The sequence below is a fragment of the Mycobacterium sp. ITM-2016-00316 genome (genome assembly GCF_002968335.2).
Classification (GTDB): domain Bacteria; phylum Actinomycetota; class Actinomycetes; order Mycobacteriales; family Mycobacteriaceae; genus Mycobacterium.
This window is the reverse complement of sequence record NZ_CP134398.1, coordinates 2,666,800-2,691,080: the sequence shown is the minus strand read 5'-3', so window position 1 is coordinate 2,691,080 and position 24,281 is coordinate 2,666,800. Positions and strand designations below refer to the sequence as shown.

General features: G+C 67.8%; 25 protein-coding genes. 15 read left to right on the top strand and 10 right to left on the bottom strand.

The annotated features are described in order from the left end of the window. Positions 1 to 36 precede the first annotated feature (36 nt). Positions 37 to 870 (top strand): DeoR/GlpR family DNA-binding transcription regulator, encoded by an 834-nt coding sequence (locus tag C6A86_RS13005; protein ID WP_105363270.1) that lies wholly within the window; start codon positions 37 to 39, stop codon positions 868 to 870. On the opposite strand, the gene C6A86_RS13000 is transcribed toward C6A86_RS13005, so the two are convergent. Together C6A86_RS13000 and C6A86_RS12995 are read right to left on the bottom strand one after the other, a co-directional pair. Beyond that, complete coding sequence (locus C6A86_RS13000; protein ID WP_105363269.1) at positions 853 to 1,584, bottom strand: inositol monophosphatase family protein; 732 nt, start codon at positions 1,582 to 1,584, stop codon at positions 853 to 855. The two genes, C6A86_RS13005 and C6A86_RS13000, sit on opposite strands and share 18 nt — an antisense overlap. Continuing rightward, positions 1,581 to 2,396 carry a BtpA/SgcQ family protein gene (locus tag C6A86_RS12995; RefSeq protein WP_105363268.1) on the bottom strand — a complete coding sequence of 272 codons (816 nt, stop codon included), beginning with the start codon at positions 2,394 to 2,396 and terminating at the stop codon, positions 1,581 to 1,583. Before C6A86_RS12995 ends, C6A86_RS13000 begins: the two co-directional genes overlap by 4 nt. 192 nt (positions 2,397 to 2,588) lie before the next feature. On the opposite strand from C6A86_RS12995, the gene C6A86_RS12990 reads away from it, so the two are divergent. The 6 genes from C6A86_RS12990 to C6A86_RS12965 are packed head-to-tail and all read left to right on the top strand — an operon-like array spanning position 2,589 to position 9,028. Next, a complete protein-coding gene (locus tag C6A86_RS12990; protein WP_105363285.1) occupies positions 2,589 to 4,076 on the top strand; it encodes an FGGY-family carbohydrate kinase in 1,488 nt (495 codons plus the stop codon). Continuing rightward, positions 4,073 to 4,861 (top strand): SDR family NAD(P)-dependent oxidoreductase, encoded by a 789-nt coding sequence (locus C6A86_RS12985; RefSeq protein ID WP_105363267.1) that lies wholly within the window; start codon positions 4,073 to 4,075, stop codon positions 4,859 to 4,861. The genes C6A86_RS12990 and C6A86_RS12985 overlap by 4 nt, the downstream gene beginning before the upstream one ends. 52 nt (positions 4,862 to 4,913) lie before the next feature. Then, positions 4,914 to 6,212 carry an ABC transporter substrate-binding protein gene (locus tag C6A86_RS12980; protein ID WP_105363266.1) on the top strand — a complete coding sequence of 433 codons (1,299 nt, stop codon included), beginning with the start codon at positions 4,914 to 4,916 and terminating at the stop codon, positions 6,210 to 6,212. A 52-nt stretch (positions 6,213 to 6,264) separates the two neighbouring features. Then, a complete protein-coding gene (locus tag C6A86_RS12975; RefSeq protein ID WP_311101174.1) occupies positions 6,265 to 7,140 on the top strand; it encodes a sugar ABC transporter permease in 876 nt (291 codons plus the stop codon). Beyond that, complete coding sequence (locus C6A86_RS12970) at positions 7,137 to 7,952, top strand: carbohydrate ABC transporter permease (protein ID WP_105365074.1); 816 nt, start codon at positions 7,137 to 7,139, stop codon at positions 7,950 to 7,952. The genes C6A86_RS12975 and C6A86_RS12970 overlap by 4 nt, the downstream gene beginning before the upstream one ends. Positions 7,953 to 7,972: 20 nt before the next feature. Continuing rightward, complete coding sequence (locus C6A86_RS12965; protein ID WP_105365075.1) at positions 7,973 to 9,028, top strand: ABC transporter ATP-binding protein; 1,056 nt, start codon at positions 7,973 to 7,975, stop codon at positions 9,026 to 9,028. On the opposite strand, the gene C6A86_RS12960 is transcribed toward C6A86_RS12965, so the two are convergent. Continuing rightward, positions 9,029 to 9,376 carry an MmcQ/YjbR family DNA-binding protein gene (locus C6A86_RS12960; RefSeq protein ID WP_311101173.1) on the bottom strand — a complete coding sequence of 116 codons (348 nt, stop codon included), beginning with the start codon at positions 9,374 to 9,376 and terminating at the stop codon, positions 9,029 to 9,031. Further along, positions 9,373 to 10,311, bottom strand: a complete 939-nt coding sequence (locus C6A86_RS12955) for a RimK family alpha-L-glutamate ligase (protein ID WP_105365076.1) — start codon at positions 10,309 to 10,311, stop codon at positions 9,373 to 9,375. The genes C6A86_RS12960 and C6A86_RS12955 overlap by 4 nt, the downstream gene beginning before the upstream one ends. Positions 10,312 to 10,328: 17 nt before the next feature. On the opposite strand from C6A86_RS12955, the gene C6A86_RS12950 reads away from it, so the two are divergent. Beyond that, the gene (locus tag C6A86_RS12950) at positions 10,329 to 11,300 is read left to right on the top strand and encodes a quinone oxidoreductase (RefSeq protein ID WP_105365077.1); all 972 of its coding nucleotides are present in this window, start codon (positions 10,329 to 10,331) and stop codon (positions 11,298 to 11,300) included. On the opposite strand, the gene C6A86_RS12945 is transcribed toward C6A86_RS12950, so the two are convergent. The 3 genes from C6A86_RS12945 to C6A86_RS12935 all read right to left on the bottom strand — a co-directional run bounded on the left by C6A86_RS12945 (position 11,297) and on the right by C6A86_RS12935 (position 14,111). Further along, positions 11,297 to 12,160, bottom strand: coding sequence for a DUF4349 domain-containing protein (locus C6A86_RS12945; RefSeq protein ID WP_105365105.1), 864 nt, complete (start codon positions 12,158 to 12,160; stop codon positions 11,297 to 11,299). The two genes, C6A86_RS12950 and C6A86_RS12945, sit on opposite strands and share 4 nt — an antisense overlap. 63 nt (positions 12,161 to 12,223) lie before the next feature. Next, complete coding sequence (locus tag C6A86_RS12940; protein WP_105365078.1) at positions 12,224 to 13,168, bottom strand: DUF1254 domain-containing protein; 945 nt, start codon at positions 13,166 to 13,168, stop codon at positions 12,224 to 12,226. Between the two features lie 16 nt (positions 13,169 to 13,184). After that, positions 13,185 to 14,111, bottom strand: coding sequence for a heme o synthase (locus C6A86_RS12935; protein WP_105365079.1), 927 nt, complete (start codon positions 14,109 to 14,111; stop codon positions 13,185 to 13,187). A gap of 218 nt (positions 14,112 to 14,329) precedes the next feature. On the opposite strand from C6A86_RS12935, the gene tkt reads away from it, so the two are divergent. Genes tkt through pgl form a run of 5 tightly spaced genes read left to right on the top strand, consistent with a single transcriptional unit; the run spans position 14,330 to position 20,770 of the window. After that, a complete protein-coding gene (gene tkt / locus C6A86_RS12930) occupies positions 14,330 to 16,420 on the top strand; it encodes a transketolase (RefSeq protein WP_105365080.1) in 2,091 nt (696 codons plus the stop codon). 41 nt (positions 16,421 to 16,461) lie between these two features. Continuing rightward, positions 16,462 to 17,580 (top strand): transaldolase, encoded by a 1,119-nt coding sequence (gene tal, locus C6A86_RS12925; protein WP_199196334.1) that lies wholly within the window; start codon positions 16,462 to 16,464, stop codon positions 17,578 to 17,580. Beyond that, complete coding sequence (zwf, locus tag C6A86_RS12920) at positions 17,577 to 19,115, top strand: glucose-6-phosphate dehydrogenase (protein WP_105365082.1); 1,539 nt, start codon at positions 17,577 to 17,579, stop codon at positions 19,113 to 19,115. Before tal ends, zwf begins: the two co-directional genes overlap by 4 nt. A 31-nt stretch (positions 19,116 to 19,146) precedes the next feature. After that, positions 19,147 to 20,058, top strand: coding sequence for a glucose-6-phosphate dehydrogenase assembly protein OpcA (opcA, locus tag C6A86_RS12915; protein WP_105365083.1), 912 nt, complete (start codon positions 19,147 to 19,149; stop codon positions 20,056 to 20,058). Further along, positions 20,051 to 20,770, top strand: a complete 720-nt coding sequence (pgl, locus tag C6A86_RS12910; protein ID WP_105365084.1) for a 6-phosphogluconolactonase — start codon at positions 20,051 to 20,053, stop codon at positions 20,768 to 20,770. Before opcA ends, pgl begins: the two co-directional genes overlap by 8 nt. 2 nt (positions 20,771 to 20,772) lie before the next feature. On the opposite strand, the gene C6A86_RS12905 is transcribed toward pgl, so the two are convergent. After that, positions 20,773 to 21,858, bottom strand: coding sequence for an alanine racemase (locus C6A86_RS12905; protein WP_105365085.1), 1,086 nt, complete (start codon positions 21,856 to 21,858; stop codon positions 20,773 to 20,775). Between the two features lie 13 nt (positions 21,859 to 21,871). Continuing rightward, a complete protein-coding gene (locus tag C6A86_RS12900; RefSeq protein WP_255419479.1) occupies positions 21,872 to 22,003 on the bottom strand; it encodes a hypothetical protein in 132 nt (43 codons plus the stop codon). Positions 22,004 to 22,059: 56 nt separating this feature from the next. Between C6A86_RS12900 and C6A86_RS12895 the strand changes: the two genes are divergently transcribed. Continuing rightward, positions 22,060 to 22,431, top strand: coding sequence for an ATPase (locus tag C6A86_RS12895; RefSeq protein WP_105365086.1), 372 nt, complete (start codon positions 22,060 to 22,062; stop codon positions 22,429 to 22,431). Here C6A86_RS12895 and C6A86_RS12890 read toward each other — a convergent pair. Next, positions 22,428 to 23,081, bottom strand: a complete 654-nt coding sequence (locus tag C6A86_RS12890) for a TetR family transcriptional regulator (RefSeq protein WP_199196333.1) — start codon at positions 23,079 to 23,081, stop codon at positions 22,428 to 22,430. The genes C6A86_RS12895 and C6A86_RS12890 overlap by 4 nt on opposite strands. 79 nt (positions 23,082 to 23,160) lie before the next feature. On the opposite strand from C6A86_RS12890, the gene C6A86_RS12885 reads away from it, so the two are divergent. After that, on the top strand, positions 23,161 to 24,279 hold the full coding sequence (locus tag C6A86_RS12885; RefSeq protein ID WP_105365088.1) for an NAD(P)/FAD-dependent oxidoreductase: 1,119 nt from the start codon (positions 23,161 to 23,163) through the stop codon (positions 24,277 to 24,279). The last annotated feature ends 2 nt before the right edge of the window (positions 24,280 to 24,281 follow it).

The window sequence follows — 24,281 nt, the reverse complement described above, 5'->3', positions numbered from 1 at the left end:
TGTGATTAATTCACAACTTTGACCTAGGCTGTCGGAATGACCCCCGGCCTGAACGCGCACGCGCGCCGAGCAGCGATCGCCGCGCGGATCCATACCGACCGCGAGGTCGACTTCGCCACCCTGGCCGATGAATTCGACGTGTCCGAGATGACCATCCGTCGCGATATCGAGCGGCTCGAGGAGCAGGGCGTCGCGCGCCGGGTACTCGGTGGCGCGATCGCATTCGGCGGCAAGTCGACCGAGCCGTCCTTCGACGCGCGCGCCGCCGACTCCGCCGATGAGAAACTGCACATCGCGCACGCGGTGGCCGACCTGCTGACCCCGCGCGAGACCGTCATCCTGGACAGCGGCAGCACGGTGCTGGCGGTTGCGCGGGCCGTCAAGGGCCGCGATCTGGGGCTGACCGTGATCACCCCCAGCGTGCTGGTCGCCATCGAACTCGCCGACGAACCGGACACCACGATCCTGCTGACCGGCGGCAAGGTCCGGCCCGGTGAGCTGAGCCTGATCGGCGCCGAGGCCGAGGACTTCTACCTGCGGTACAACTGCGACACCTACGTGATGGGCATCGCCGGGGTGGACGGTAAGCGCGGCGCCTCGGAGTACCACCGCGAGGAAGGCAACGTGAAACAGGCGGCAATGCGGGCGGCGGACCGGGTGATCGTGGCCGCCGACGCCTCCAAACTCGGCCGGGTGCAGTTGATCAACGTGGCACCGGTGTCGGCGATTTCGATCCTGGTCACCGATGGGCCGGCCACCCATCCGGCGGTCGAGGCGCTGCGTGCGGCGGGTGTCTCGGTGGTGTGTGTCAACGCAGATCGGTCAGGGCGCGAGCGCGCACCGCGCGACCAGTCACCGCCAGCGCGCTGACGCCCCGGCGCTTTCGGAGCGCGTCACCACCGCGCCGGCCTCCTCGGCGATCAGCGCGCCCGCCGCCCAGTCGTGCACGGCGAGATCATCCTCGAAGAAGGCATCCAGGCTGCGCTGCGCCACCAGGCAGAGATCCAGTGCGGCCGCCCCGAATCGGCGCATATCGGTGTATTCGGCCATCGCGGTGCCGAGTTCGCGCAACTGTCTGCGCCGGTGGCCGGGATCGTAGGACAGCCCGGTGCCCACCAATCGCACCGACGACTCCATCAGCGCCAGCGGCAGCCGCACCTCCCCGGATCCTGAGTCAAGTTGAGCACCAAGACCTTTGGCGGCACTCCAGGTCATCCCCAGGGCCGGCGCGCACACCGCACCGGCCAGCCAGCTGCCGTCGGCCGTCGACCGGGCCGCCACCGAGGTACCGAAATGCGGCAGGCGCCGGATGTAGTTCGTGGTGCCGTCGAGCGGGTCGACGACCCACTGCACCGAGCCGGTGCCGATCCGCTCGGGCAGCTCCTCGCCGAGCACACCGTCATCGGGTCTGGCCTCCAGCAGCGCCGCACGCACGGCCTCCTCGGCGGCACGGTCCACCGCCGTCACCACATCGCCGGCGGCGCTCTTGGTGGCGAGGTGCATTGTCTCGCCCCAGTGCCGCAGGCACACCGCGGCCCCGAGCCGGGCGGCCTCGATCGCCAGCAGGCGCAATTGCTCGGTCATAACGTCGTGCGGAATTCCTTCACCGCGTCCATCAGTTCCGCGGCCCGGGAGGCCACGGCACGGTTCTCGAACACCCCGTCCTGCTTGAAATAGGTGCCGACGACCGCTCCGTCGGCGATGGACAGCTGTTCGGCCGCATTGTGTGCGCGCACACCGGTGTTCACGAACACCGGCACCGCGCCGGCATTGTCCTTGACCACCCGCAGCGCCTGGGCGTCGGTGGATGCCCCCGCGGTCAGACCGGACACGCAGATGGCATCGGGTTTCGTCGCGAAGACCGTGGTGGCGGTGACCGAGGCCAGATCACGGTCGGCCAGATAGACCGCCGACTCCGGGACGATGTTGAACAGCAGCTTCACCCCGGCACCCCCGACGCGGTGCCGGTGCCGCGCGACCTCGCCGACGTTGGTGTCCCACAGGCCGAAATCGCTGGCGTAGACGCCGGTGAAGATCTCGCGCACCCACTGGGCACCGGTGGCCACCGCCAGGTCGATCGAGGCGCGACCATCCCACAGCACGTTCACGCCGTAGGGCACGGTGAAATCGGGCAGCAACTCACCGATCACCCGGGCCATGGTGATGGCGGTGATCGGCTCGGTCTTGGTCAGGTACGGCAGGCTGAACTCGTTGGAGACCATGACGCCGTCGACACCGCCTTCCTGCAGCGCGGCCAATTCCTCCTTGGCGCGGTCCACGACCGCCCGGACGCCCGCGGCCGAGTCGAAGCCGGGATCGCCCGGAAGTGCCGCCAGATGCAGCATCGCGATCACGGGCTTCTGCACGGCAAATACATCATCGAGCCAACTGGTCATGGGGGCGCCTCTCCGCGTCGTCTGGGTCTTTCCGAGCTGTGCTGCGTTAACCGTATGTTACTAAATCACAGTAATCCAGGAGGTTCTCGTGAGTTAACGTGACTATCGCACATGTCTTGTGAGAATATAACAGAGTAAGTATGGTGGTCCCACCGCAACGACCACATGGCGGACATCAACCGAAGGGATGGCATGCCGGAGTTCACCATCGGCATTGATATCGGCACCACCGGTACCAAGACCGTGCTCGTCGATATCGGCCGAGCCCGCATCGTCGCCCAGGCCACCCACGACGCTCAGCTGTTCTCCGATGCCCCCGGCCACGCCGAGGCCGATCCGACCCAATGGCTGCGCAACGTGCACGCCGGCATCCGCGACGTGCTGGCCACCTCCGGCGTCACCCCCGACCGGATCGGCGCACTGTCCACCACCGGTATGGTCCCGGCCGTCGTGCCGGTGGACGGTACCGGCGCCCCGGTCCGGCGCGCCCTGCTCCAGAACGACGCCCGCGCGACCGCCGAGATCACCGAACTCCAGCGCGCGCTCGACGACGAGACCGTGCTGCGCGCAACCGGTTCCGCGGTGACCCAACAATCGGTGGGCCCGACCGCGTTGTGGCTGCAACGCCACGAACCCGAGACCTGGAGCCGCACGACACACCTGGTCGGCTCCTACGACTGGGTGCTGATGGCCCTCGGCGCGCCCGCGCATGTGGAGCTGAACTGGGCACTGGAAGCCGGGCTCGGCACGATCACCGGTGAACGCTTCGAGCCGATGTACGCCGCGGCAGGCCTGTCCGCGGAACTGGTGCCCGGCGCACTCGCCCCCGGCGCCCAAGCCGGCGCGCTCAGCGTCGCGGCCGCCGAGGCCACCGGACTGACCGCCGGCCTGCCGCTGATCGTCGGCGGGGCCGACCATGTGCTCTCGGCCTACGCCGCAGGCATCAACGCCGAGGGTGACTGGTTGGTGAAACTCGGTGGCGCCGGGGACATCCTGGTCGCCGCCGATCAGCCGGTCATCGATGCCCGGCTCTATCTCGACGCGCACCCCGTGCCCGGACGGTGGCTGCCCAACGGCTGCATGGCCACCAGCGGCAGCCTGATCCGCTGGTTCCAGACCCTGTCCGGCGGTATCGACCTGGTGGACCTCGACGATGAGGCCGACACCCGCAACCCGGGCGAAATCCTCTGTCTGCCCTACTTTCTCGGCGAGAAGAGCCCCCTGCACGACCCCGATCTACGCGGCGCCTTCGTCGGACTCGACCTCGCCCACAACCGCGCGGACATGTACCGGTCCGTGCTGGAAGCGATCGCCTACGGTTTCCGGCACCACACCGAGGTGTTCGCCTCGATGGGTGTGCCATTGCACCGGGCGCTGGTCACCAACGGAGGCAGCCGGTCGGTGCTGTGGAAGCAGATCCTCGCCGATGTGCTGGGCACCCCGCTGTCCCCGATCGTCGGTCACCCGGGCGCCTCACTGGGTGCCGCGGTGATCGCCGCGGTCGGCACCGGGCTGCTCGACGGCTGGGACAACACCGCGATGTTCCAGACCGTCGGCGAACCTGTCGTGCCCAACCCGCAGAACGTCGACCGCTACGCCGAGGCCTACGCCCAGTGGCGCGAACTCGGCGACGTGCTGACCCCCATCTCCCACCGCATCGCCCGAAAGGCACGGCCATGACCACCCCCGACACCACCGCCAGCACCCAGACCGCCGTCGTCACCGGCGCGGGTTCGGGCATCGGACGCGCCATCGCCGCCACCCTCGCCGAGCGGGGCTGGCGGGTCATCGTCACCGATATCGACGCCGAGGCCGCCGAGCAGACCCGTGCGGTGCTGAGCGGGACCGGGCACGAGGCCGCCCGACTCGATGTCACCGACGCCGCCGGATCAGCGCAACTCGCCGACGACGTGGCCGATCGGGTGGGACTGCACGCCTGGGTGAGCAACGCGGGGATTTCGGCGATGGCGCGCTTCGTCGACGTGTCCACCGACCAACTGGACCGCAGCCTCGACATCAACCTCAAGGGTGTCTTTCTGTGCGGCCAGGCCGCCGCGCGGGCAATGATCCGCACCGGAGTGCGCGGCACCATCGTCAACACCGCGTCCATGGCGGCCAAACAGGGCCGGGTGCCATTCCTGGCGGACTACGTGGCCTCCAAGTTCGGCGTCCTCGGGCTCACTCAGGCGATGGCCTTCGAGCTTGCCCCCCAGGGCATCACGGTCAACAGCGTGTGCCCCGGTTTCGTGGCCACTCCGATGCAGTCCCGCGAGCTGGAGTGGGAGGCGTTGCTCACCGGATCCACTCCCGACGGTGTGCGCAAGTCCTGGGTCGACGCCACTCCCCTGGGTCGCCTGCAGACCCCCGACGACGTCGCCCGTGCGGTGGCGTTCCTGGTCTCCGAAGATGCCCGGTTCATCACCGGAGAAGCACTGTCGGTCAACGGCGGTGCCTACATGGATTGAGTCCACCATCGCCCGCACACGCTCGATCCACCCGGACAAAGAGAAGAGGACCATGAAAATCCCAACCTTGCGCTGGTTGCCCGCGATCATCGCCGCCACCAGCCTGACCCTCGCCGGCTGCGCAGGCAGCGGCGGATCCGGCGAGCAGAGCTCGTCGGGTCTCGGTGAGATTCCCACCGACACCAACGCCACGGTGCGGGTGTTGATGGAGAACGTCCCCGACACCGACATCGTCAAAGGCCTTGTCGGGCAGTTCAATCAGAAGTATCCCGATATCAAGGTCGAGATCGAGACGATGACCTTCGACCAGATGCGGGACCGCCTGGTGTCCTCGTTCCAGGCCTCGCAGCCCGCCTACGACCTCATCGTGGTGGACAACCCCTGGATGGACGATTTCGCCGACGCCGGCTTCCTGCAGCCGCTGGGCGACCGGATCGCGGCCACCCCGGACTACCAGCCGGAAGATTTCTTCGACTCGCTGACGGCGATCACCGACGTCGAGGGCACCACCTACGGCGTCCCGTTCTACAACTACGCGCTGGGCTACATCTACAACACCGGTGATCTGACATCGGCGGGGCAGAGTGTCCCCACCGATCTGGACGCGTTGGTGTCCACCTCGCAGCGGCTCAAGACCGCCGACCGCGCCGGCATCGCGATGCAGCCCCAGCGCGGCTACAAGATCTTCGAGGAATGGGCCAACTGGCTGTTCGCCGCAGGCGGATCGATCTACGGCGAGGACGGCAAGCCCTCGCTGGACACGCCGGAAGCCGCCCGCGCCCTGGACGCCTATATCGAGACCTATAAGACCGCGGCGCCGGCGAACAGCCTGTCCTGGGGTTTCGACGAGGCGTTCCGCTCCGTCTCCGGCGGTATGGCCGCCTCGATGATCGGCTACAACTGGAACCTGCCCGCGCTCAACGATCCCGAGGGCGCTTCGGCAGAACGTGCCGGACAGTTTGCGCTTGCCCCCATCCCCGGCGGCAAATCCGCTCTGGGGTCCTGGAGTTGGGCGATTCCCGCCAACTCCGGGGCCGCCGACGCCGCCTGGGCGTTCGCCTCGTGGGTGACCTCACCCGAGATCGACGCGCAGCGGGTCGCCGATGGTGGTGCCGTGATCCGGGAGAGCTCGCTGAACAACCCGCAGGTGCTCGCCGACGGGTACGGCGCCGACTACTACAAGACGGTCGGCGAGATCCTGGCCGACGCGGCCCCGCTCACCCAGGGCAAGGGCGGCGAAGAGATGATCCAGGCGGTCGGCACCGAGCTCAACGATGCCGCCGCAGGCAACAAGAGCGTCGCCGACGCACTGCGTGATGCGCAGGCAGCTGCGGAGCGGATCCAGCAGTGACCCTCGGGAATCCGACGGCCACCTGGCGCACAGGACGGATGGGGTGTCCGCGATGACGTTCAAGTACGGCATGCTCACGCCGCTGCTCGCCCTGTTCGCCGTGGCCGTCGGATTCCCGCTCTGCTACGCGGCGTATCTGTCAGTGACCGACTACAAGCTGACCGATCGCACGCAACCGGATTTCGTGGGTGCGGCCAATTTCACCAGCGCGCTGACCAATCCGGCGTTCTGGGAGGCCTTCGCGACCACCGCCATGTATGTGGTGATCGCGGTGAGCCTCGAACTGGTTCTCGGCTTCGCGCTCGCCCTTGCCCTGCATCAGCAACGCTGGGCCAAGGACCTGTCCCGGGCGATCGTGCTCGCGCCCATGTTCATCACCCCGATTGCGGTCGGGCTGATCTTCCGCTTCCTGCTCAACGATCAGATCGGCGCAGTGCCGGCGCTGCTGCACGCGGTGGGCGCCGATTACGACTTCTTCGGCGCCGGAAAGGCCTTGCTGACGCTGGCCTTCATCGATGTCTGGCAGTGGACGCCGTTCATGGTGCTGCTGATCTTGGCCGGCCTGGAGTCCATGCCCAAACAACCCATGGAGGCCGCCCGCGTCGACGGCGCCGGCCCGGTGTACCGGTTGCGCCGGGTGCTCATCCCGATGCTGGCCCCGGTGCTCACCGTCGCGGTGCTGCTGCGCGGCCTGGATGCCCTTCGGGTCTTCGAGTACATCTACGCCACCACCCGAGGCGGCCCGGGCACCGACACCCAGACCCTGCAGTACTTCATGTATCTCGAAGGCATCCAGTTCTTCCGGCTCGCCCAGGCCAGCGCCATGGCCTTCATCGTGCTGGCGCTCGTACTGGTCGTGATCGTGGCGGCGTTCCGCGCCATGGAGCGCAACCGCGCCGGGTCGACGCAGAAGGGTGCCCTCCGATGAGCCGGCCCCGCCCCCTCGAGGTCCTGCGCCTCGCGGTGCTCACCGCGGCGTTCGTCTTCGTGCTGTTCCCCATCGTCTGGGTGGCGCTCGCGAGCTTCAAGACACCCCAACAGATGTCGGAACCGTTCCTGTTCGCCTTCGTTCCCAGCCTGGCGAACTGGCAGGCCGTGGTCGAGTCCGGGGTGTTCGCCGCCGCCGGTCGCAGCGCACTCGTCGGCGTCATCACGGTGGCGATCAGCCTGGTGGTCGGCAGCATGGGCGCCTATGTGATCGCCAAGTACCGGGCCGGCGGATCGCTGACCCGATTCGGCATGCTTGCCGCGCAGGTGGTTCCGCCGGCGGTGATGGTGTTCCCGTTCCTGACCATGGCGCAGGCGCTGCGGATGACCGACACCCTGGCACCGGTGATCTTCGCGCACCTGTCCTTCGTGCTGCCGCTGGTCACCTGGTTCCTGATCGGCTTCTTCGAGGCGGTGCCCGCCTCACTGGAGGAGCAGGCGAGGGTGGACGGATTCACCCGGTGGCAGGCGTTCCGGATGGTGGTGCTGCCGCAGGTGTACCCCGGTATCGGCGCCGCCGGCATCTTCGGGTTCACGCTGTCGTGGAACGACCTGTTCTATGGGCTGATCCTGGCCCCCGGAAACGCGGCGATCCTGCCGGTGGCCATCGCGAACTTCAACACCTTCCGCGGAGTGCAGATCGGCACCATGAGCGCGGCGATCATGATCGCGATCATCCCCGTCGTCATCGCCAGCTTCTTCATCCAGCGACGCCTGGTCCAGGGGATCAGCGGCGGCGCGGTCAAGTACTAGACAAGCGAGGTTGTACAAGAATGGCATCGGTCACTTTCTCCAAGGTCGGCAAATCGTTCGGGTCGGCCAGCGTGGTGTCGGACCTGGACCTGGAACTCGCCGACGGCAGCATGACGGTGCTGGTCGGACCGTCCGGCTGCGGTAAGACCACCTCGCTACGCATGCTGGCCGGGCTCGAAGCGGTCAGCGCCGGCACCATCCGGATCGGTGATCGCGATGTGACCGCGCTGGAACCCAAGGACCGCGATATCGCGATGGTGTTCCAGAACTACGCGCTCTATCCGCATCTTTCGGTGCGGGAGAACATCGCCTTTCCGTTGCGGGCCAAGAAGATTCCCCGCACCGAGGCACTCCGGCGGGCCGACGAGATCGCCGAATCGCTGGGCCTGGGCGCGCTCGTCGAACGCAAGCCCAAGGATCTCTCCGGCGGGCAGCAGCAGCGGGTGGCGATCGGACGGGCCATCATCCGCGAACCCGCGGTCTTCCTCTTCGATGAACCGCTGAGCAACCTGGACGCCAAGTTGCGCGTCGAGACCCGTACCGAACTCCTGCGGCTGCAACGCCGACTGGGCATCACCTCGCTCTATGTCACCCACGACCAGGAAGAGGCGATGACGCTGTCGGACCGGATCGTGGTGATGCGCGAGGGTCGCATCGCCCAGGCCGGCCCACCCGAGGAGGTCTACCGCCGACCGGCCGACACCTTCGTGGCCACCTTCGTCGGCAGCCCGAAGATGAACCTGATCGACGGCGCGGTCACCGGCGGTGAATTGCGTACCGAATCCGGCGTGCGGATCACGGTGGGCGGCCCCGATGCGGGTGCGGTCACGATCGGGGTGCGTGCCGACGACCTGATCCTCACCCCGTCCCCGGACGGGGCCACGGTGGTCGAACTCGTCGAACTGCTCGGGCCGCGGGCCATCATCACGGTCCGCTCGGCCGATCAGCAGCTGACCAGCGTCGTCGAGGCGGCGGCACTGTCCGATGTCACCGTTGGCGCCACGGTCGAACTGTCGGCGCGTGATGTGCACCGGTTCGATGTACGCACCGGGGTGCGCCTCGTCGACCCGGTCTAGTCAGGAGTCCTCGAGGTCGGTGAGCCTGCTCGGGGCCGCCTGCCGCCAGGAGTCCAGCAGAATGTCGTGCAGTTCCCGCGCGTCTTCCAGGGCGTCGAGCCGAACCCGCACCCACGCCGATGGCGCTTCGTGTGGGGGCACCCAGAACTTGTGCGGCTCGGCGGCGATCAGCTCCTCGCGATCAAATCTCGGGCAGCGCACCGCAATCGACGTCTGGTCGTCGGGCACAGTGAGGAACATCTTGCCCGCCACGTCGAAGGTCGGATGCCCCCAGCGCTCCTTCTCCCTGGTCTCGGGTAGCGACAGTGCGATGCGCTGGACATCATCGGCATCGAGCACTGCGATCACGCCCCGCGGTGTGACAGCGGGCCGAGCCCCAGCCGGATCAGGGCCGCTTCCACGCCGAGCGCGTACTCACGTTCGGCGCGCCGCTTATCGGTCGCGCCGAGCTGGCGGAACCCCAGCGACGGTTCGACGAGTTCCAATTCCAGCAGCCGCGGGTCATCGGCCCCGCCGATGACGTCGACGCGCGCGTAGAGCAGATCGCGTGCCGGGATGCCGAACCGTGTCGTCGCCGCGGCCACCGCGGCGTGACCGACCTCCCACACCTCGTCGGCGGGGTCGGCGGCGCCGAGTTTCTCGGCGGCGAACGTCCCGGTCTGCTCGAACTCCGGTCCGCGCCCGGCCGGCGGCAGGATCGGACCCTTGGTGAAGGCGTGGGAGGGTTCACCGTTGAGGAACACCAGCGCGGTCTCCCCGCCGGAGATCCGCGGGTCATAGGGCTGCACCAACACCGCGCGGTCGTCGGCCTGCAGCGCTTGCGCGTGGGCCACCGCCGCACGGGGGTCGACGAACCGTTGCGCGCCCACCGATCCGGCGCCGACGGCGGGTTTGACCACCACCTCGCACTGGGGCGCCCGCACCGTATCGCCGACCGCGTAGTACCGGGTGGGCACGATCGGCAGACCGTCCTGCGCCAGATCCAGCAGATAGTGCTTATCGGTGCTCCATGCCACCACGTCCGGCGGATTCAGCAGGTTGCGCACCGCTCGCGTCCAGGCCAGGAACTCGTCGAGACGCTCGCTGTAGTCCCACGTGGCGCGCAACACCACCAGGTCGGCCTCCAGGGTGGCCGGGTCGTCCCAGGACTTCCAGCTGACCGGCAGGCCGCGCGTGCGCAGGGCCTCGACCAGGCCCTCGTCATCGCTGTCGCCTTCGGGAAGTGCCGCGCAACTGGCGAACACGATGCGGGGATGGAACACGTCGGGGCGGGCCAGCTTCACATATGGATGATAGAGATATGCATGCCATCGAAGTTGCCCAGACCGGCGGACCCGAGGTCCTGAACTACGTCGAGAAGGATGCGCCGTCGCCCGGCCCCGGTGAGGTGCTGATCAAGGCCGAGGCTATCGGCGTGAACTTCATCGACACCTACTTCCGCTCGGGGCAGTACCCGCGCGAACTGCCGTTCGTCTCGGGCAGCGAGGTGTGCGGCACCGTCGCCGCCGTGGGTGAGGATGTCGCGGCGCTGACCGTCGGGGACCGGGTGGTCACCGCCAACGCCGTCGGCGCGTACGCCGATTTCTCCGTCGCCCCAGCCGATTACGTCGCCTACGTGCCAGACGGGGTTGCCCCGGACGCGGTGGCATCGGCGCTGCTGAAGGGGATGACGGCGCATTACCTGCTGAAGTCCGTGTACGCCGTGCAGTCCAACGACACGATTCTGGTGCACGCAGGTGCCGGAGGGGTGGGTCTGATCCTGACCCAGTGGGCCACCAGCATGGGGACCCGGGTGATCACCACCGCGTCCACCCCGGAGAAGGCCGAACTGTCCCGGCAGGCCGGTGCGGTCGAGGTGCTGGAGTACCCGGAGGACGCCGAGGAGTTCGGCGCCACCGTCAAACGGCTGAGCAACGGCGGGGTCGCCGCGGTGTACGACGGGGTGGGAGCCTCCACCTTCGAGGCCAGCCTGGCCAGCCTCGCGGTGCGCGGCACGCTTGCCCTGTTCGGCGCCGCCAGCGGGCCGGTGCCCGCGTTCGATCCGCAGCGGCTCAATACGGCGGGGTCGGTGTTCCTGACCCGGCCCAGCCTGGGCGCCTACACCCGCACCGCCGACGAGTTCGCTTGGCGGGCAGGCGAAGTGATCAATGCCATCGCCGACGGGTCGATCACCATCACGGTCAGCGAGCGTTACCCGCTGGCCGAGGCCGCGCGGGCGCACACCGATCTGCAGGGCCGCCGGACCGTCGGCTCCGTCGTGCTGGTGCCTTAACGGCGCGCGCGCACCAGCCGGTACAGACCGAACAGCAGGGCAAGCCCCACCACCGCGGCGCCGACCCAGGGCAGCAGCAGACCGACGAGCAGCAACAGGTTCGACCCGGTGTCGACCAGCGCATCCCAGCCGCGTTCCATCTGGCCGAGGAAGCCCCGGTATTCCTCGGGTGCCGGACCGCCGGTCGCACCGGCGACCAGGTCGACGGTGACCGTGCTGTAGCTGATCTGCTCCCCCAGCGCGGCGCGTTGCGCGCGCAGGCTGTCCAGATCCGCCTGGCGCTGCGACAGGGCGCTTTCCGCCTCGATCAGCGCCGACGGGTCACGGGCATCGCGCATGATCGCCAGCAGGCGGTCCACCGAGGTCTGCAGCGCCTTGATGCGGGCATCCAGGTCGACGCGCTGGCTGGTGACGTCCTCGGCCTGCATGTCCAACGACTCGACCTTGCCCAGACCTTTCAGGCCGTCGATGACACCGTCGAGCTTGTCGGCGGGCACCCGCAGGGTGAGGGTGATCCGGGCCCGGTCCAGTGCCGACCCGCCGTACTCCGTGCGACCGTCCACCCGCCCACCGGCTTCGGTCGCGAGCGCCGACGCGCGGTCCGCCGCGGCCGGCGGGTCGTCGGCGGTGACCGAGATGGTGGCCGTCTTGACGACGTCGCGTTGCACCTGCGGCGGCGCCTTCGGCGCATCCTGCGGTGCCGGGCCGGTGAGCGGCATGGTCTCCGCGGCGGAGCCACCACCGGCCGTGAGATCCTCGGCCGTTCCCGGTGGACCGGGTGGGGATCCGGCCGAGCAGGCCGCAAGGGCGAACACCACGACGAGGCCCGCCATGGCCCGGAACAGCCACCCGATGATCATGATCGTCATGGTAGACATTCGTCACACCGGAACCGCTGCTTATGGCCGGGAAGCGGTCCGGCCTCAGACGGGCTGCGCCGCCGGAAAGCTCCAGGTTCCGTCCAGGATCTCCGGTCGCGGCCGGTACATCCGCACGATGTAGTTCCAGCCCTCGGTGATCGGCAGCAGATTGGGCCCCTGCTCGCCACCGAAACCGATGATGGTGCTCCCGTCGGCTTCCCGCACGGCGGTGATGTTGTTCACCGAGTAGGCGTTCTGCGGGTTCGGCGCGAAATAGCCGCTCTTGTCGTAGACGGTGACCGACCAGAAACCATCCACCGGAACGTCTTTGACGACGAGTCTGTGCACGGTGGCGCCGTCGTTCGCGACCGGGACGACCGAGAGGTAGAACGCATCGCGCTCGGGGTTCCCGCCCCACGCGTAGGCCGTCCCGATGAGATGGCGCACCGGGTCGACCGCCGATTTCTCCCCGAAGGTGCGCAAGCTGTCGGGCACCGTCGTCGACAACGTGATCAGCGCGTCGCGCACCGTCTTCTGGCTGACCGGATCCCAGTCCGGCACCGCGAAGCTGCCCGGTCCACCGGGCTGAGAGACGGCGATGGCGTCCTGCAGTGCGTGTACCGCGGCGAGGTCTGCGGCATCGTCGGGGTCGACCAGAGTGCGCAAGGCCGTGGCAATGTACCGGGTGCCGGCGTCCGCCCGGGTGATGGTGAGTTCGGCCGGCGCATAGACGACGGCCGGCACGTAGTGGTCCTCGGTGATGACCTGCAGGGACATGAAGCGTCCGGCGCTGTCGGGCAGCGTGACGGTCACGGGACCGGCATCGAGGTCGAACACCCCGGCCGAGTACAGCGTGTCGCGGTTCTGCCGGATCACCAGCTGTTCGTCGACCGGGCTCAGTTCCCGGAAGTGGTGCAGCGCGCCGAAGCCGTCACCTCCGACGATATTGCCGAAGTACAGGTCGGACTCCGCGCGGGCGAAATTATCGGGACTGACAGGCAAGGTCATACACGGACCGTACTGGTCAGAACAGCTGCGGCAGGGCCATTGCGGAATCCACGGCCAGCGCACAGAACACGACGGCGAGGTAGTTGTTGGACTGCAGGAACAGCCGCAGCGGCTTCACCGGCTCCCCACGTTTCACGCCCGCGTAGAGCTGATGGGCCATCACCAGGAACCAGACACCGGCAAGCAGTGCCACCGACGCATACAACCACCCGGTGGCCAGTGCCAGGCTCAGCGTGGTCAGCACCGTCAGCCAGGTATAGATCAAGATTTGGCGGGTGACCTGGCGTTCGGTGGCCACCACGGGCAGCATCGGCACCCCGGCGGCTTTGTAGTCTTCCTTGTAGCGCATGGCCAACGCCCAGGTGTGCGGCGGCGTCCAGAAGAAGATGATCAGGAACATCACCAGCGCCGGCCACTGGATCGTGCCGGTGACCGCCGACCAGCCGATCATCACCGGCATGCACCCGGCGGCACCACCCCACACGACGTTCTGCGAGGTGCGCCGTTTGAGCAGCAGGGTGTAGACGAACACGTAGAAGGCGATGGTCGCCAGCGCCAGCACGCCGGAGAGCAGATTGGTGCTCCACCACAGCCACGCAAACGATCCCGCGGTCAGCACCAGCCCGAAGATCAGCGCATGCCGGGTCGGCACCGACGCCTTGGCCAGCGGCCGCAGAGCGGTGCGCTTCATCACCTTGTCGATGTCGGCGTCGGCGACGCAGTTCAGGGTGTTGGCACCGGCGGCGGCCATCATGCCGCCGATCAGGGTGTTCAGGATGAGCAGCGGGTCAACGGTGCCGCGATCGGCCAGCAGCATGGCCGGGATCGTCGTGACCAGCAACAGCTCGATCACACGCGGCTTCGTCAACGCCAGGTACGAAAGGACCGTGGTTCGTATCCGATTCGGTGCGCCACTGACCGGCCGGCGCTCGCGAATGCTCACGCAAATAACTCCTCGGGCGACGGTCACGCGGGCTTCTACTACAGACGATGGTAGACCGCACCGCAGTCCGCCCCGCACCGCAGGGTGGGTGTGGCGAGTTTGTTCAGCGTGAACAGACACCTAAACCTGCACCAACCGGTCTGCGGTGGATGACTCCGCCGCACTAGGGTGTTTGAGGTAGCGAAGTCCGCAGCGCAGAGAATTTAGGAGTGAAGGTAGTGACCACCGCCGAAGAGATAACTGCCCTCACACAACCGAACCACCCCGACGACTGGTCCGACCTCGACACGGTCGCGGTGGACACGGTGCGCGTGCTGGCCGCCGATGCGGTCCAGAAGGTCGGCAACGGCCACCCCGGTACCGCGATGAGCCTCGCCCCGCTGGCATACACCCTGTTCCAGCGCCAGCTGCAGCACGACCCGTCCGACACCCACTGGCTGGGCCGCGACCGTTTCGTGTTGTCCTGTGGGCATTCCAGCCTCACCATCTACCTGCAACTGTTCCTGGGCGGCTTCGGTCTGGAAATCGAAGACATCGAGGCGCTGCGGACCTGGAAGTCCAAGACCCCGGGGCACCCCGAGTTCCGGCACACCAAGGGCGTCGAGATCACCACCGGCCCGCTGGGCCAGGGACTCGCCTCCGCCGTCGGGATGGCCATGGCCGCCCGCTACGAGCGCGGCCTGTTCGACCCCGATGCCCCCGCCGGCGAGAGCCCGTTCGACCACCACATCTACGTCATCGCCTCCGACGGCGACATCGAAGAGGGCGTGACCAGCGAGGCCTCCTCGCTGGCCGGCACCCAGCAGCTGGGCAACCTGATCGTCTTCTATGACAAGAACCACATCTCCATCGAGCACGACACCGACATCGCGTTGAGCGAGAACGTCGCCGACCGGTACCGCGCCTACGGTTGGCACGTCCAGGAGATCGTCGGCGGCGAGAACGTGGTCGCCATCGAAGAGGCCATCGCCGAGGCCAAGAAGGTGACCGACAAGCCGTCGTTCATCGCCATCCGCACCATCATCGGCTACCCCGCCCCCACGAAGATGAACACCGGGGGCGTGCACGGCTCGGCGCTCGGTGACGACGAGGTCGCGGCCACCAAGAAGATCCTCGGCTTCGATCCGGACAAGAAGTTCGAGGTCCGCCCCGAGGTGATCGAGCACACCCGCAAGCTCGTCGACCGTGGCCGTGAGGCACACGAAAAGTGGCAGACCGGCTTCGACGCATGGGCCGAGCGCGAGCCCGAGCGCAAGAAGTTGCTGGACCGTCTGACGGCCGAGGAACTGCCCGAGGGCTGGGATGCCGACATCACCTACTGGGAGCCCGGTTCCAAGGCCGTCGCCACCCGCGCCGCGTTCGGCCAGGTGCTCAACGACGTGGCCCCGAAGCTGCCCGAATTGTGGGGTGGCTCAGCCGATCTCGCCGGCAGCAACAACACCACCATCAAGGGCGTGAAATCGTTCGGTCCGCCGAGCATCTCCACCGAGGACTTCACCGCCGACTGGTACGGCCGGGTGCTGCACTTCGGTATCCGCGAGCACGCCATGGGTTCGATCCTGTCCGGCATCGTGCTGCACGGGCCGACCCGCGCCTTCGGCGGAACGTTCCTGCAGTTCTCGGACTACATGCGCCCCGCGGTCCGACTGGCCTCGCTGATGGTGATCGACACCATCTACATCTGGACCCACGATTCCATCGGTCTCGGCGAGGACGGCCCCACCCACCAGCCGATCGAGCACCTGTCGGCGTTGCGCGCCATCCCGAACCTGTCCGTCGTGCGTCCGGGTGACCCGAACGAGACGGCGTACGCGTGGAAGAGCATCATCGCCCGCGGCAACACGGCCGGTCCGGTCGGATTCATCCTCACCCGCCAGGGCGTTCCGGTGCTGGAAGGCACCGACTCCGACGGGGTGGCCAAGGGCGGATATGTGCTCGGCGGTGACAACGCGGCCGACGCCGAGGTGATCATCATCGCCACCGGATCAGAGCTACAGCTGGCGGTGGAGGCCAAGAAACTGTTGGCCGACAAGGACATCGTAGCCGCCGTGGTGTCGATGCCCTGTGTCGAATGGTTCGAGTCCCAACCCAAGGAGTACCGCGATTCGGTGCTGCCGCCCGACGTGTCGGCACGCGTGGCGGTCGAGGCCGGCATCGCGCAGTCCTGGCACAAGCTCGTCGGCGACACCGGCGAGATCATCTCGATCGAGCACTACGGCGAATCCGCCGATGACAAGACGTTGTTCCGTGAGTTCGGTTTCACCGCTGAAGCCGTCGTCGCTGCTGCCGAACGCACACTGGACAACTGACCGCCCAGCGGTCGGAAGACAACTAGGGAGTAAGGCCAAACATCATGTCTCAGAACCCGAATCTCGCAGCACTGTCGGCCGCCGGCGTCTCCGTCTGGCTCGACGACTTGTCCCGTGAACGCCTGCAGACCGGCAACCTCGCCGAGCTGATCGCCACCAAGAGTGTCGTCGGCGTCACCACCAACCCGTCGATCTTCCAGGCCGCCCTGTCCAAGGGCAATGCCTATGACGAGCAGGTCAACGAACTGGCCGCGACCGGCTCGGATGTGGACGCCACGATTCTGGCCGTCACCACCGACGATGTCCGCAATGCCTGCGATCTGTTCACCGAGCGGTACGAGGCCTCCGACGGTGTCGACGGCCGGGTGTCCATCGAGGTCGACCCGCGCCTGGCGCATGACACCGACAAGACCGTCGAACAGGCCAAAGAACTCTGGAAGATCGTCGACCGGCCCAACCTGCTCATCAAGATCCCGGCGACGCTGGCCGGTCTGCCCGCCATCACCGCGGTGATCGCCGAGGGCATCTCGGTGAACGTGACGCTGATCTTCTCGGTGGAGCGGCACCGTGCCGTGATCGACGCGTACCTGAGCGGGCTGGAGAAGGCCAAGGACGCCGGTCACGATCTGTCCAAGATCCATTCCGTCGCTTCGTTCTTCGTGTCCCGGGTGGACAGCGAGATCGATGCCCGGCTGGACAAGATCGGCACCCAGGCGGCGCTGGATCTGCGCGGTCAGGCCGGTGTGGCCAATGCCCGTCTCGCCTACGCCGCCTACGAAGAAGAGTTCGGTGGCGAGCGCTTCACCGCGCTGAAGGGCGCGGGGGCCCGGGCGCAGCGCCCGCTGTGGGCATCCACCGGCGTCAAGAATCCCGACTACTCGGACACCCTCTACGTCACCGAACTGGTGGCGCCGAACACGGTGAACACCATGCCGGAGAAGACTCTCGACGCGGTCGCCGACCACGGCGTGGTCACCGGTGACACCGTCAGCGGAACCGCCGATGCCGCCCAGGGCGTGTTCGACGGACTGGTCGAGGTCGGTGTCGATCTCGACGATGTGTTCAAGCTCCTCGAAGAGGAGGGTGTGGACAAGTTCGAGAAGTCCTGGGCCGAGTTGCTCGAAGCCACCCAGGGACAGCTCGACGCCGCGAAGAAATGACCGATACCGCCGCCGCCTGGCGTAACCCGCTGCGGGACAAACGCGACAAGCGCATGCCCCGGATCGCGGGGCCCTGTGCGGTGGTGATCTTCGGGGTCACCGGAGACCTGGCCCGCAAGAAACTGATGCCGGCGATCTACGACCTGGCCAACCGCGGTCTGCTGCCGCCGAGTTTTGCGCTGGTCGGGTTCGCCCGGCGCGACTGGGCGGACGAGGACTTCTCCAAGGTCGTCTACGACGCCGTCAAACAGCACGCCCGCACACCGTTCCGCCAAGAGGTGTGGGACCGGCTCGCGGAGGGATTCCGGTTCGTCCAAGGCGCTTTCGATGATGACGAGGCCTTCGGACGGCTCGCAGAGACCCTGCACACCCTGGACACCGAACGCGGTACCGGCGGCAATCACGCGTTCTACCTGTCGATCCCGCCGAAGGCATTCCCGCAGGTGCTCGAGCAGCTGTCGCGGTCGGGTCTGGCCGAGAAGCCGGGCGACACCTGGAGCCGGGTCGTCATCGAGAAACCGTTCGGGCACGACCTGTCCAGCGCCGAGGAGCTCAACGCCTTGGTCAACAGCGTCTTTCCGGAATCCTCGGTGTTCCGCATCGACCACTACCTGGGCAAGGAGACGGTGCAGAACATCCTGGCGCTGCGGTTCGCCAACGAGATGTTCGAGCCGATCTGGAACGCGCACTACGTCGACCACGTGCAGATCACCATGGCCGAGGACATCGGACTGGGCGGGCGAGGTGGGTACTACGACGGTGTCGGCGCCGCGCGCGATGTCATCCAGAACCACCTGATCCAGCTGCTCGCACTCACCGCGATGGAGGAGCCGGTCAACTTCTCCCCCGCCGAGTTGCAGGCCGAGAAGATCAAGGTGCTCGGCGCCAGCCGGCTCGCCGAACCGCTGGACGAGACCACCTCCCGGGGTCAGTACGCGGCGGGCTGGCAGGGCGGCGAGAAGGTGGTCGGACTGCTCGACGAGGAAGGATTCTCGAAGACCTCCGGCACCGAAACCTTCGCGGCCATCACGGTTGACGTCGACACCCGCCGGTGGGCGGGCGTGCCGTTCTACCTGCGCACCGGAAAGCGCTTGGGCCGCAGGGTCACCGAGATCGCTCTGGTCTTCAAGCGGGCGCCGCACCTGCCCTTCGACGCCACCATGACCGAAGAGCTGGGCAAGAACGCGCTGGTGATCCGGGTACAGCCCGATGAGGGCATCACCCTGCGGTTCGGGTCCAAGGTGCCCGGCAACGCCATGGAGGTCCGCGATGTCAGCATGGACTTCTCCTACGGCTCCGCGTTCGCCGAGGAGTCACCCGAGGCCTACGAACGGCTGATCCTGGACGTGCTGCTGGGCGAGCCATCGCTGTTCCCGGTCAATGCCGAAGTCGAATTGTCCTGGAAGATCCTGGATCCCGCGCTGGAGTACTGGGCGTCGCACGGCACACCGGATACCTACGAGTCGGGCACCTGGGGCCCGGAGTCGGCCTTCGAGATGCTGCACCGGACCGGGCGCGAATGGAGGCGACCGTGATGAGCGCTCGCGCGGAGAACCGAGGATCCCGATGATCATCGACCTGCCGGACACCAACACCGGTGCCATCAACAAGAAGATCGTCGCCCTGCGCGAGGAGGGCGGTGCGATCACGCTGGGCCGGGTGCTCACGCTGGTGATCGCCCCGGATACCGAAGCGATCCTGGAGGATTCGATCGAGGCGGCCAACGCCGCCAGCCGCGAGCACCCCTGCCGCGTCATCGTGGTGATCCCCGGGGACCGGCTGAGCACCGAGGCCCGCCTCGACGCCCAGCTGCGGGTCGGCAGCGATGCCGGGGCCAATGAGGTCGTGGTGCTGCGACTGTCCGGACCGCTGGCCAACCACGCCAGCAGCGTCGTCACCCCGTTCCTGCTGCCCGACACCCCGGTGGTGACCTGGTGGCCGGATCTCGCGCCCGAGGTACCCGCGCAGGATCCGCTGGGCCGCTTGGCGATCCGCCGGATCACCGACGCCACCAACGGCGAGAACCCGTTGGCCTGCATCAAGAGCAGGCTGGCCGGATACACCGCCGGTGACACCGACCTGGCCTGGAGCCGGATCACCTACTGGCGCGCCCTGCTGACCGCCGCGGTGGATCAGGCACCGCACGAGCCGATCACCGAGGTGGTGGTGTCCGGTCTGAGGGAAGAGCCTGCGCTCGACATCCTGGCCGGCTGGCTGGTCGGCCGGCTGGACTGCCCCGTCACCCGCGCGGTCGGCGAGCTGAAGATCGAACTGACCCGGCCCAGCGAGACGATCACCCTGAGCCGCCCCCAGGAAGGGGTGACCGCGACGCTCACCCGCACCGGCAAGCCGGATGCCCAGATTCCGTTGGCCCGCAGGGAGACCCGCGACTGCCTGGCCGAAGACATGCGGCGCCTGGATGCCGATGAGATCTACTTGGAAGCGTTGCGCGGAATCGACAAGGTGACTTATGTCTGAACAGGTGATCGAGACCTACGTCGACGCCGGGGAACTCGCCGCGGCAGCCGGAGCCCGGCTGGTCGGTGCCATCACCTCGGCGATCGCCGGCCGCGGACACGCGGTGGTCGTGCTCACCGGTGGCACCGTCGGGATCGCACTGTTGCGCCATGTCGCGGCCTATGCCCCCGATGTCGACTGGTCCAAGGTGCAGCTGTTCTGGGGCGATGAACGCTTCGTGCCCGCCGAGGACGCCGACCGCAACTACCGCCAAGCCCGCGAGGCGCTGCTGGAGACCATCTCCATCCCGTCGGCGAATGTGCACGAGATGGCGGCCAGCGACGGGGAGTTCGGCGACGATATCGAGGCAGCGGCGCAGGCCTACGAGAAACTGCTGCCCGAGGAGTTCGATGTGCACCTGCTCGGGATGGGCGGCGAGGGCCACATCAATTCGCTGTTCCCCGACACCGACGCGGTGCGCGAGGACTCACGGCTGGTGATCGCCGTCACCGAATCCCCCAAGCCTCCGCCGCGCCGCATCACGCTGACGCTGCCCGCGGTGCGCCGGGCCCGTGAGGTGTGGCTGGTGGTGGCCGGAGCCGAGAAGGCCGAGGCGGCCGCGGCCGCGATCGGCGGTGCCGCGGCTGTCGACATCCCCGCGGCGGGCGCGGTCGGCCGGGAGGCCACCGTGTGGCTGCTGGACAAGGCCGCGGCGAGCAAGCTGCCGGGCTGAACCTAGGCGTTCCTGCCCCGGGCGACCAGCTGCCACCGGTCGATCACCTGACCGTCGTCGACGACGACGTACTCGTCGAACAAGTTCACGGCCGTGCAGATGTGATTGGGCAGCACGGAAACCATGTCGCCGACGGCGAGGCCCGAGATGTCGACGTCGTCGAGCATGCCGTGATGCTCCGAAACCCGGGTGACGACCGCATTTCCCAGCTCGGGGACGATTCCGAAGCCATCCAGCCAGCTCGGCCGCTCACCGGTGAGCGCTTTCGATCCGGCATCGATGACCACCCGCCCTTCGCGTGCACTGACCACAGTGGCCGCGATCCAGGCGGCGCAGCCGTCTTGCCGCTGGGCGTCCAGCGCGACCTGTTGACGGTCCCCGAACACGTAAGTCCCCGGGCGCTCCTCGGTGACGACGGGTGGGCGGGCGGCACGCCAGGTGGGTGTCGATCCCGCGCTCACCACCGAGACGGCGAAACCCGCGTCATTCAGCGCGCGGGCCGCGTATTCCAGGTGATATCCCTCGTCGGTCCCGGCGGCGTGCGGTGCATCGGGGCCCGCGTACGCGTGGCCGCCGTGGGTGAAGACACCGGCGACGCTCACACCCACTCGCCGGCACTGCGCGGCGAGCGCGGCCGCGTCCGGCGCCCGCACCCCGGTCCGGTGCTGCCCGCTGTCGATCTCGATCAACACCGAGACATCTGTGCCCCCGGACGCCTCGGCGATGGCCGCGGCACCCGCGGCACTCTCGACCCCGACACGGAGCCGAACGCCCTCGGCGAGTTCGCGGAATCGCCGCGCTTTGGCGCCGACCGGCACCACCGGGTAGGCGATGAAGATGTCGTCGATCCCGTGACGGGCGAATGCCTCCGCTTCCGAGACCGTCGCAACGGTGATGCCGACCGCGCCCGCCGCCATCTGGAGCTCGGCGATCTGGATGCTCTTGTGCGTTTTGGCATGCGGCCGCAGATCGACCGCCTTGGCGCGTGTACTTTCCGCCATCGCCGTCACGTTGGCCTTCAGCCGCCCGAGATCGACCACCAAGGCCGGTGTTTCGACACCGAGCGGTCGCGTCAGCACCGTCGCCATTCAAGCAGAGTTCTCACTCGTCGGGCTGGAGTTCTGGGCACTGGTCGGCCAGCGCCTCGCCGTAGCCGGCCAGATAGTCGGCGACCGCCCGGGCCGAACCGGCGTCGGGACGCAGCCGCGGGCTTCCGTCACAGAAGTTCGCCATACAAGATCAGACGCACCTTGGCGCGTTTTGGTTCCCTGGGCCGCCATACTGACCCCATGGCAGACAAAGGCGACGGCCGTACCCGTCCGGCGACGCGGCGCATCAAGACGCTGACGCAGGCGGCGCTGAACGCCGACGCCACCGTCGTCCAGGTGGAAACACTGCTCACCGACCTCGACCGCACGGTGGTCACGCTGAACCATTCGATCGGCGACCTCGACGTCACCCTCGACCGGTTCAACAAGACCATCACCAGCATCGACGAACTGGCACCGCGACTGATCGCCATGGTGGATCGGCTCGAGCAGATCGTGTCCCGGGTGGAGGCCATCGTCGAGATCGGCGAGGCCGTCGCGTCACCGCTGGCCACCGTGGAGAGTGCGATCCGCGGCGCCGTCTCCCAGGTTCGCCGGGTGGCCCGGCTCTAACGCTCCGTCCGGACGCTGGCCAGGATCAGGTCGATGCCGAAGAGGAACTGCTCGCGATCGTCATGCTCGCGCAGTTGGGCCGCGATCCGGTGCACGAACGGGTAGTCGTCGGGATCCTGCCGTGTCCATTGCGCCGCAACGGTATCCAGGAACGCCGATCGATCCGTTTCGCCGGGGCGCAGTCCGGCGACCGATGAGTACTGCGCGGCGAGCCCCAGGATGTATCCGACGAGCGCGGACGCGCAGTCGAACTGCTCCGGTTCGGGTATGCCCATGGCCTGGAACTGACCGCCGATGCCCTCGAAGATCCGCAGCATGGCCGACTGCCACGGTTTGCGCGCCAGTTGGGTACCCACCCACGGGCGCGTGTCGATGGCGTCGAAGACCCGGATGGCGATATCGCGGATCACCCGCCGCGGCTCCGTGCCGCCCACCCCCGCCAACGCACGGGCGATCACGTCCTCGGTGGTTGCCTCCAGCAGGTCGTCCTTGTTCGCGACGTGCCAGTAAATGGCCCCGCTCCCGGTGGAGAGGCGGGCGGCGAGCGCACGGAACGTCAGCGCGTCCTGTCCGTCGGCGTCCAGGATCTCGATTGCGTTCTCGATGATCCGCTGCTTCGACAGCGCATCCGCGCGCCCCTTGCCTGCCATCCCGCCATTTTGACACAACTGGAACGTTGTTCCATGATAATCACTGGAACAGCGTTCCAGTCGTTCGGGAAGGAACATCATGCAGGCACCCGTCACCATCGTCGGCGCCGGCCTCGGCGGTCTCACCCTCGCCCGGGTGCTGCACGTCCACGGCATCGCCGCGACGGTCTACGACTCGGATCCCTCACCGGCCGCGCGCACACAGGGCGGCCAGCTCGACATCCACGAGCACGACGGGCAGCTCGCGCTCGCCATGGCGGGGCTCACCGATGAGTTCCAGACGATCATCCATCGCGGCGGCGAGGCGACAAGAATCCTCGACCGGCACGGGGCGGTGCTGCTCGACATTCCCGACGACGGCACCGGGGTACGCCCGGAGGTGCTGCGCGGTGACCTCCGCCGGATTCTGCTCGACGCACTGCCCGCCGGCACGGTGCAGTGGGGACGCAAGGTCACCGGGGCCCGGCCGCTCGGTGATGGTCGTCACGAGTTGTCCTTCGAGGACGGCTCCGCCGCCGCGACGGATCTGCTCGTCGGGGCCGACGGCGCCTGGTCGAGGATCCGGCCGCTGGTGTCCGACGCGACGCCCGAGTACGTCGGCGCGGTGTTCGTCGAGACGTACCTGCATGACGTCGACGCGCGGCACCCCATGGTGGCCGGCGCGGTCGGCGGCGGCGCCATGTATTCGCTCAGCCCGGGACAGGGTGTCGTCGCGCACCGCGAGGCGGGCGATGTCATCCACACCTATGTCCTGCTGAAACGTGCCGCAGAGTGGGTCGACGCCATCGATTTCGCCGACGCCGGCGTCGCGGTGTCCCGGGTGGCTGCCGAATTACACGGGTGGGCACCAGAACTCACCGCGCTGATCACCGCCGGCGAAACTGCGCCGATGCCACGGATGGTCTACACCCTTCCGAACGGACACCGCTGGGACCGGGTCCCGGGGGTGACTCTCCTGGGCGACGCCGCGCATCTGATGCCGCCATCCGGTGACGGCGCGAACTTAGCGATGCTCGACGGCGCCGAACTCGCCGCGGCGATCGCCGCGCATCCCGGAGCGGCTGAGGACGCGCTCGCCGCCTATGAAGACCGACTCTTCACCCGCAGCGCGGCGGTCGCCGCGGAAGCGCACGAGACCCTCGACCTGTGCCTGGGTGAGCGGGCACCCCTCGGCCTGATCGACCTGTTTGCCGGGTAGCC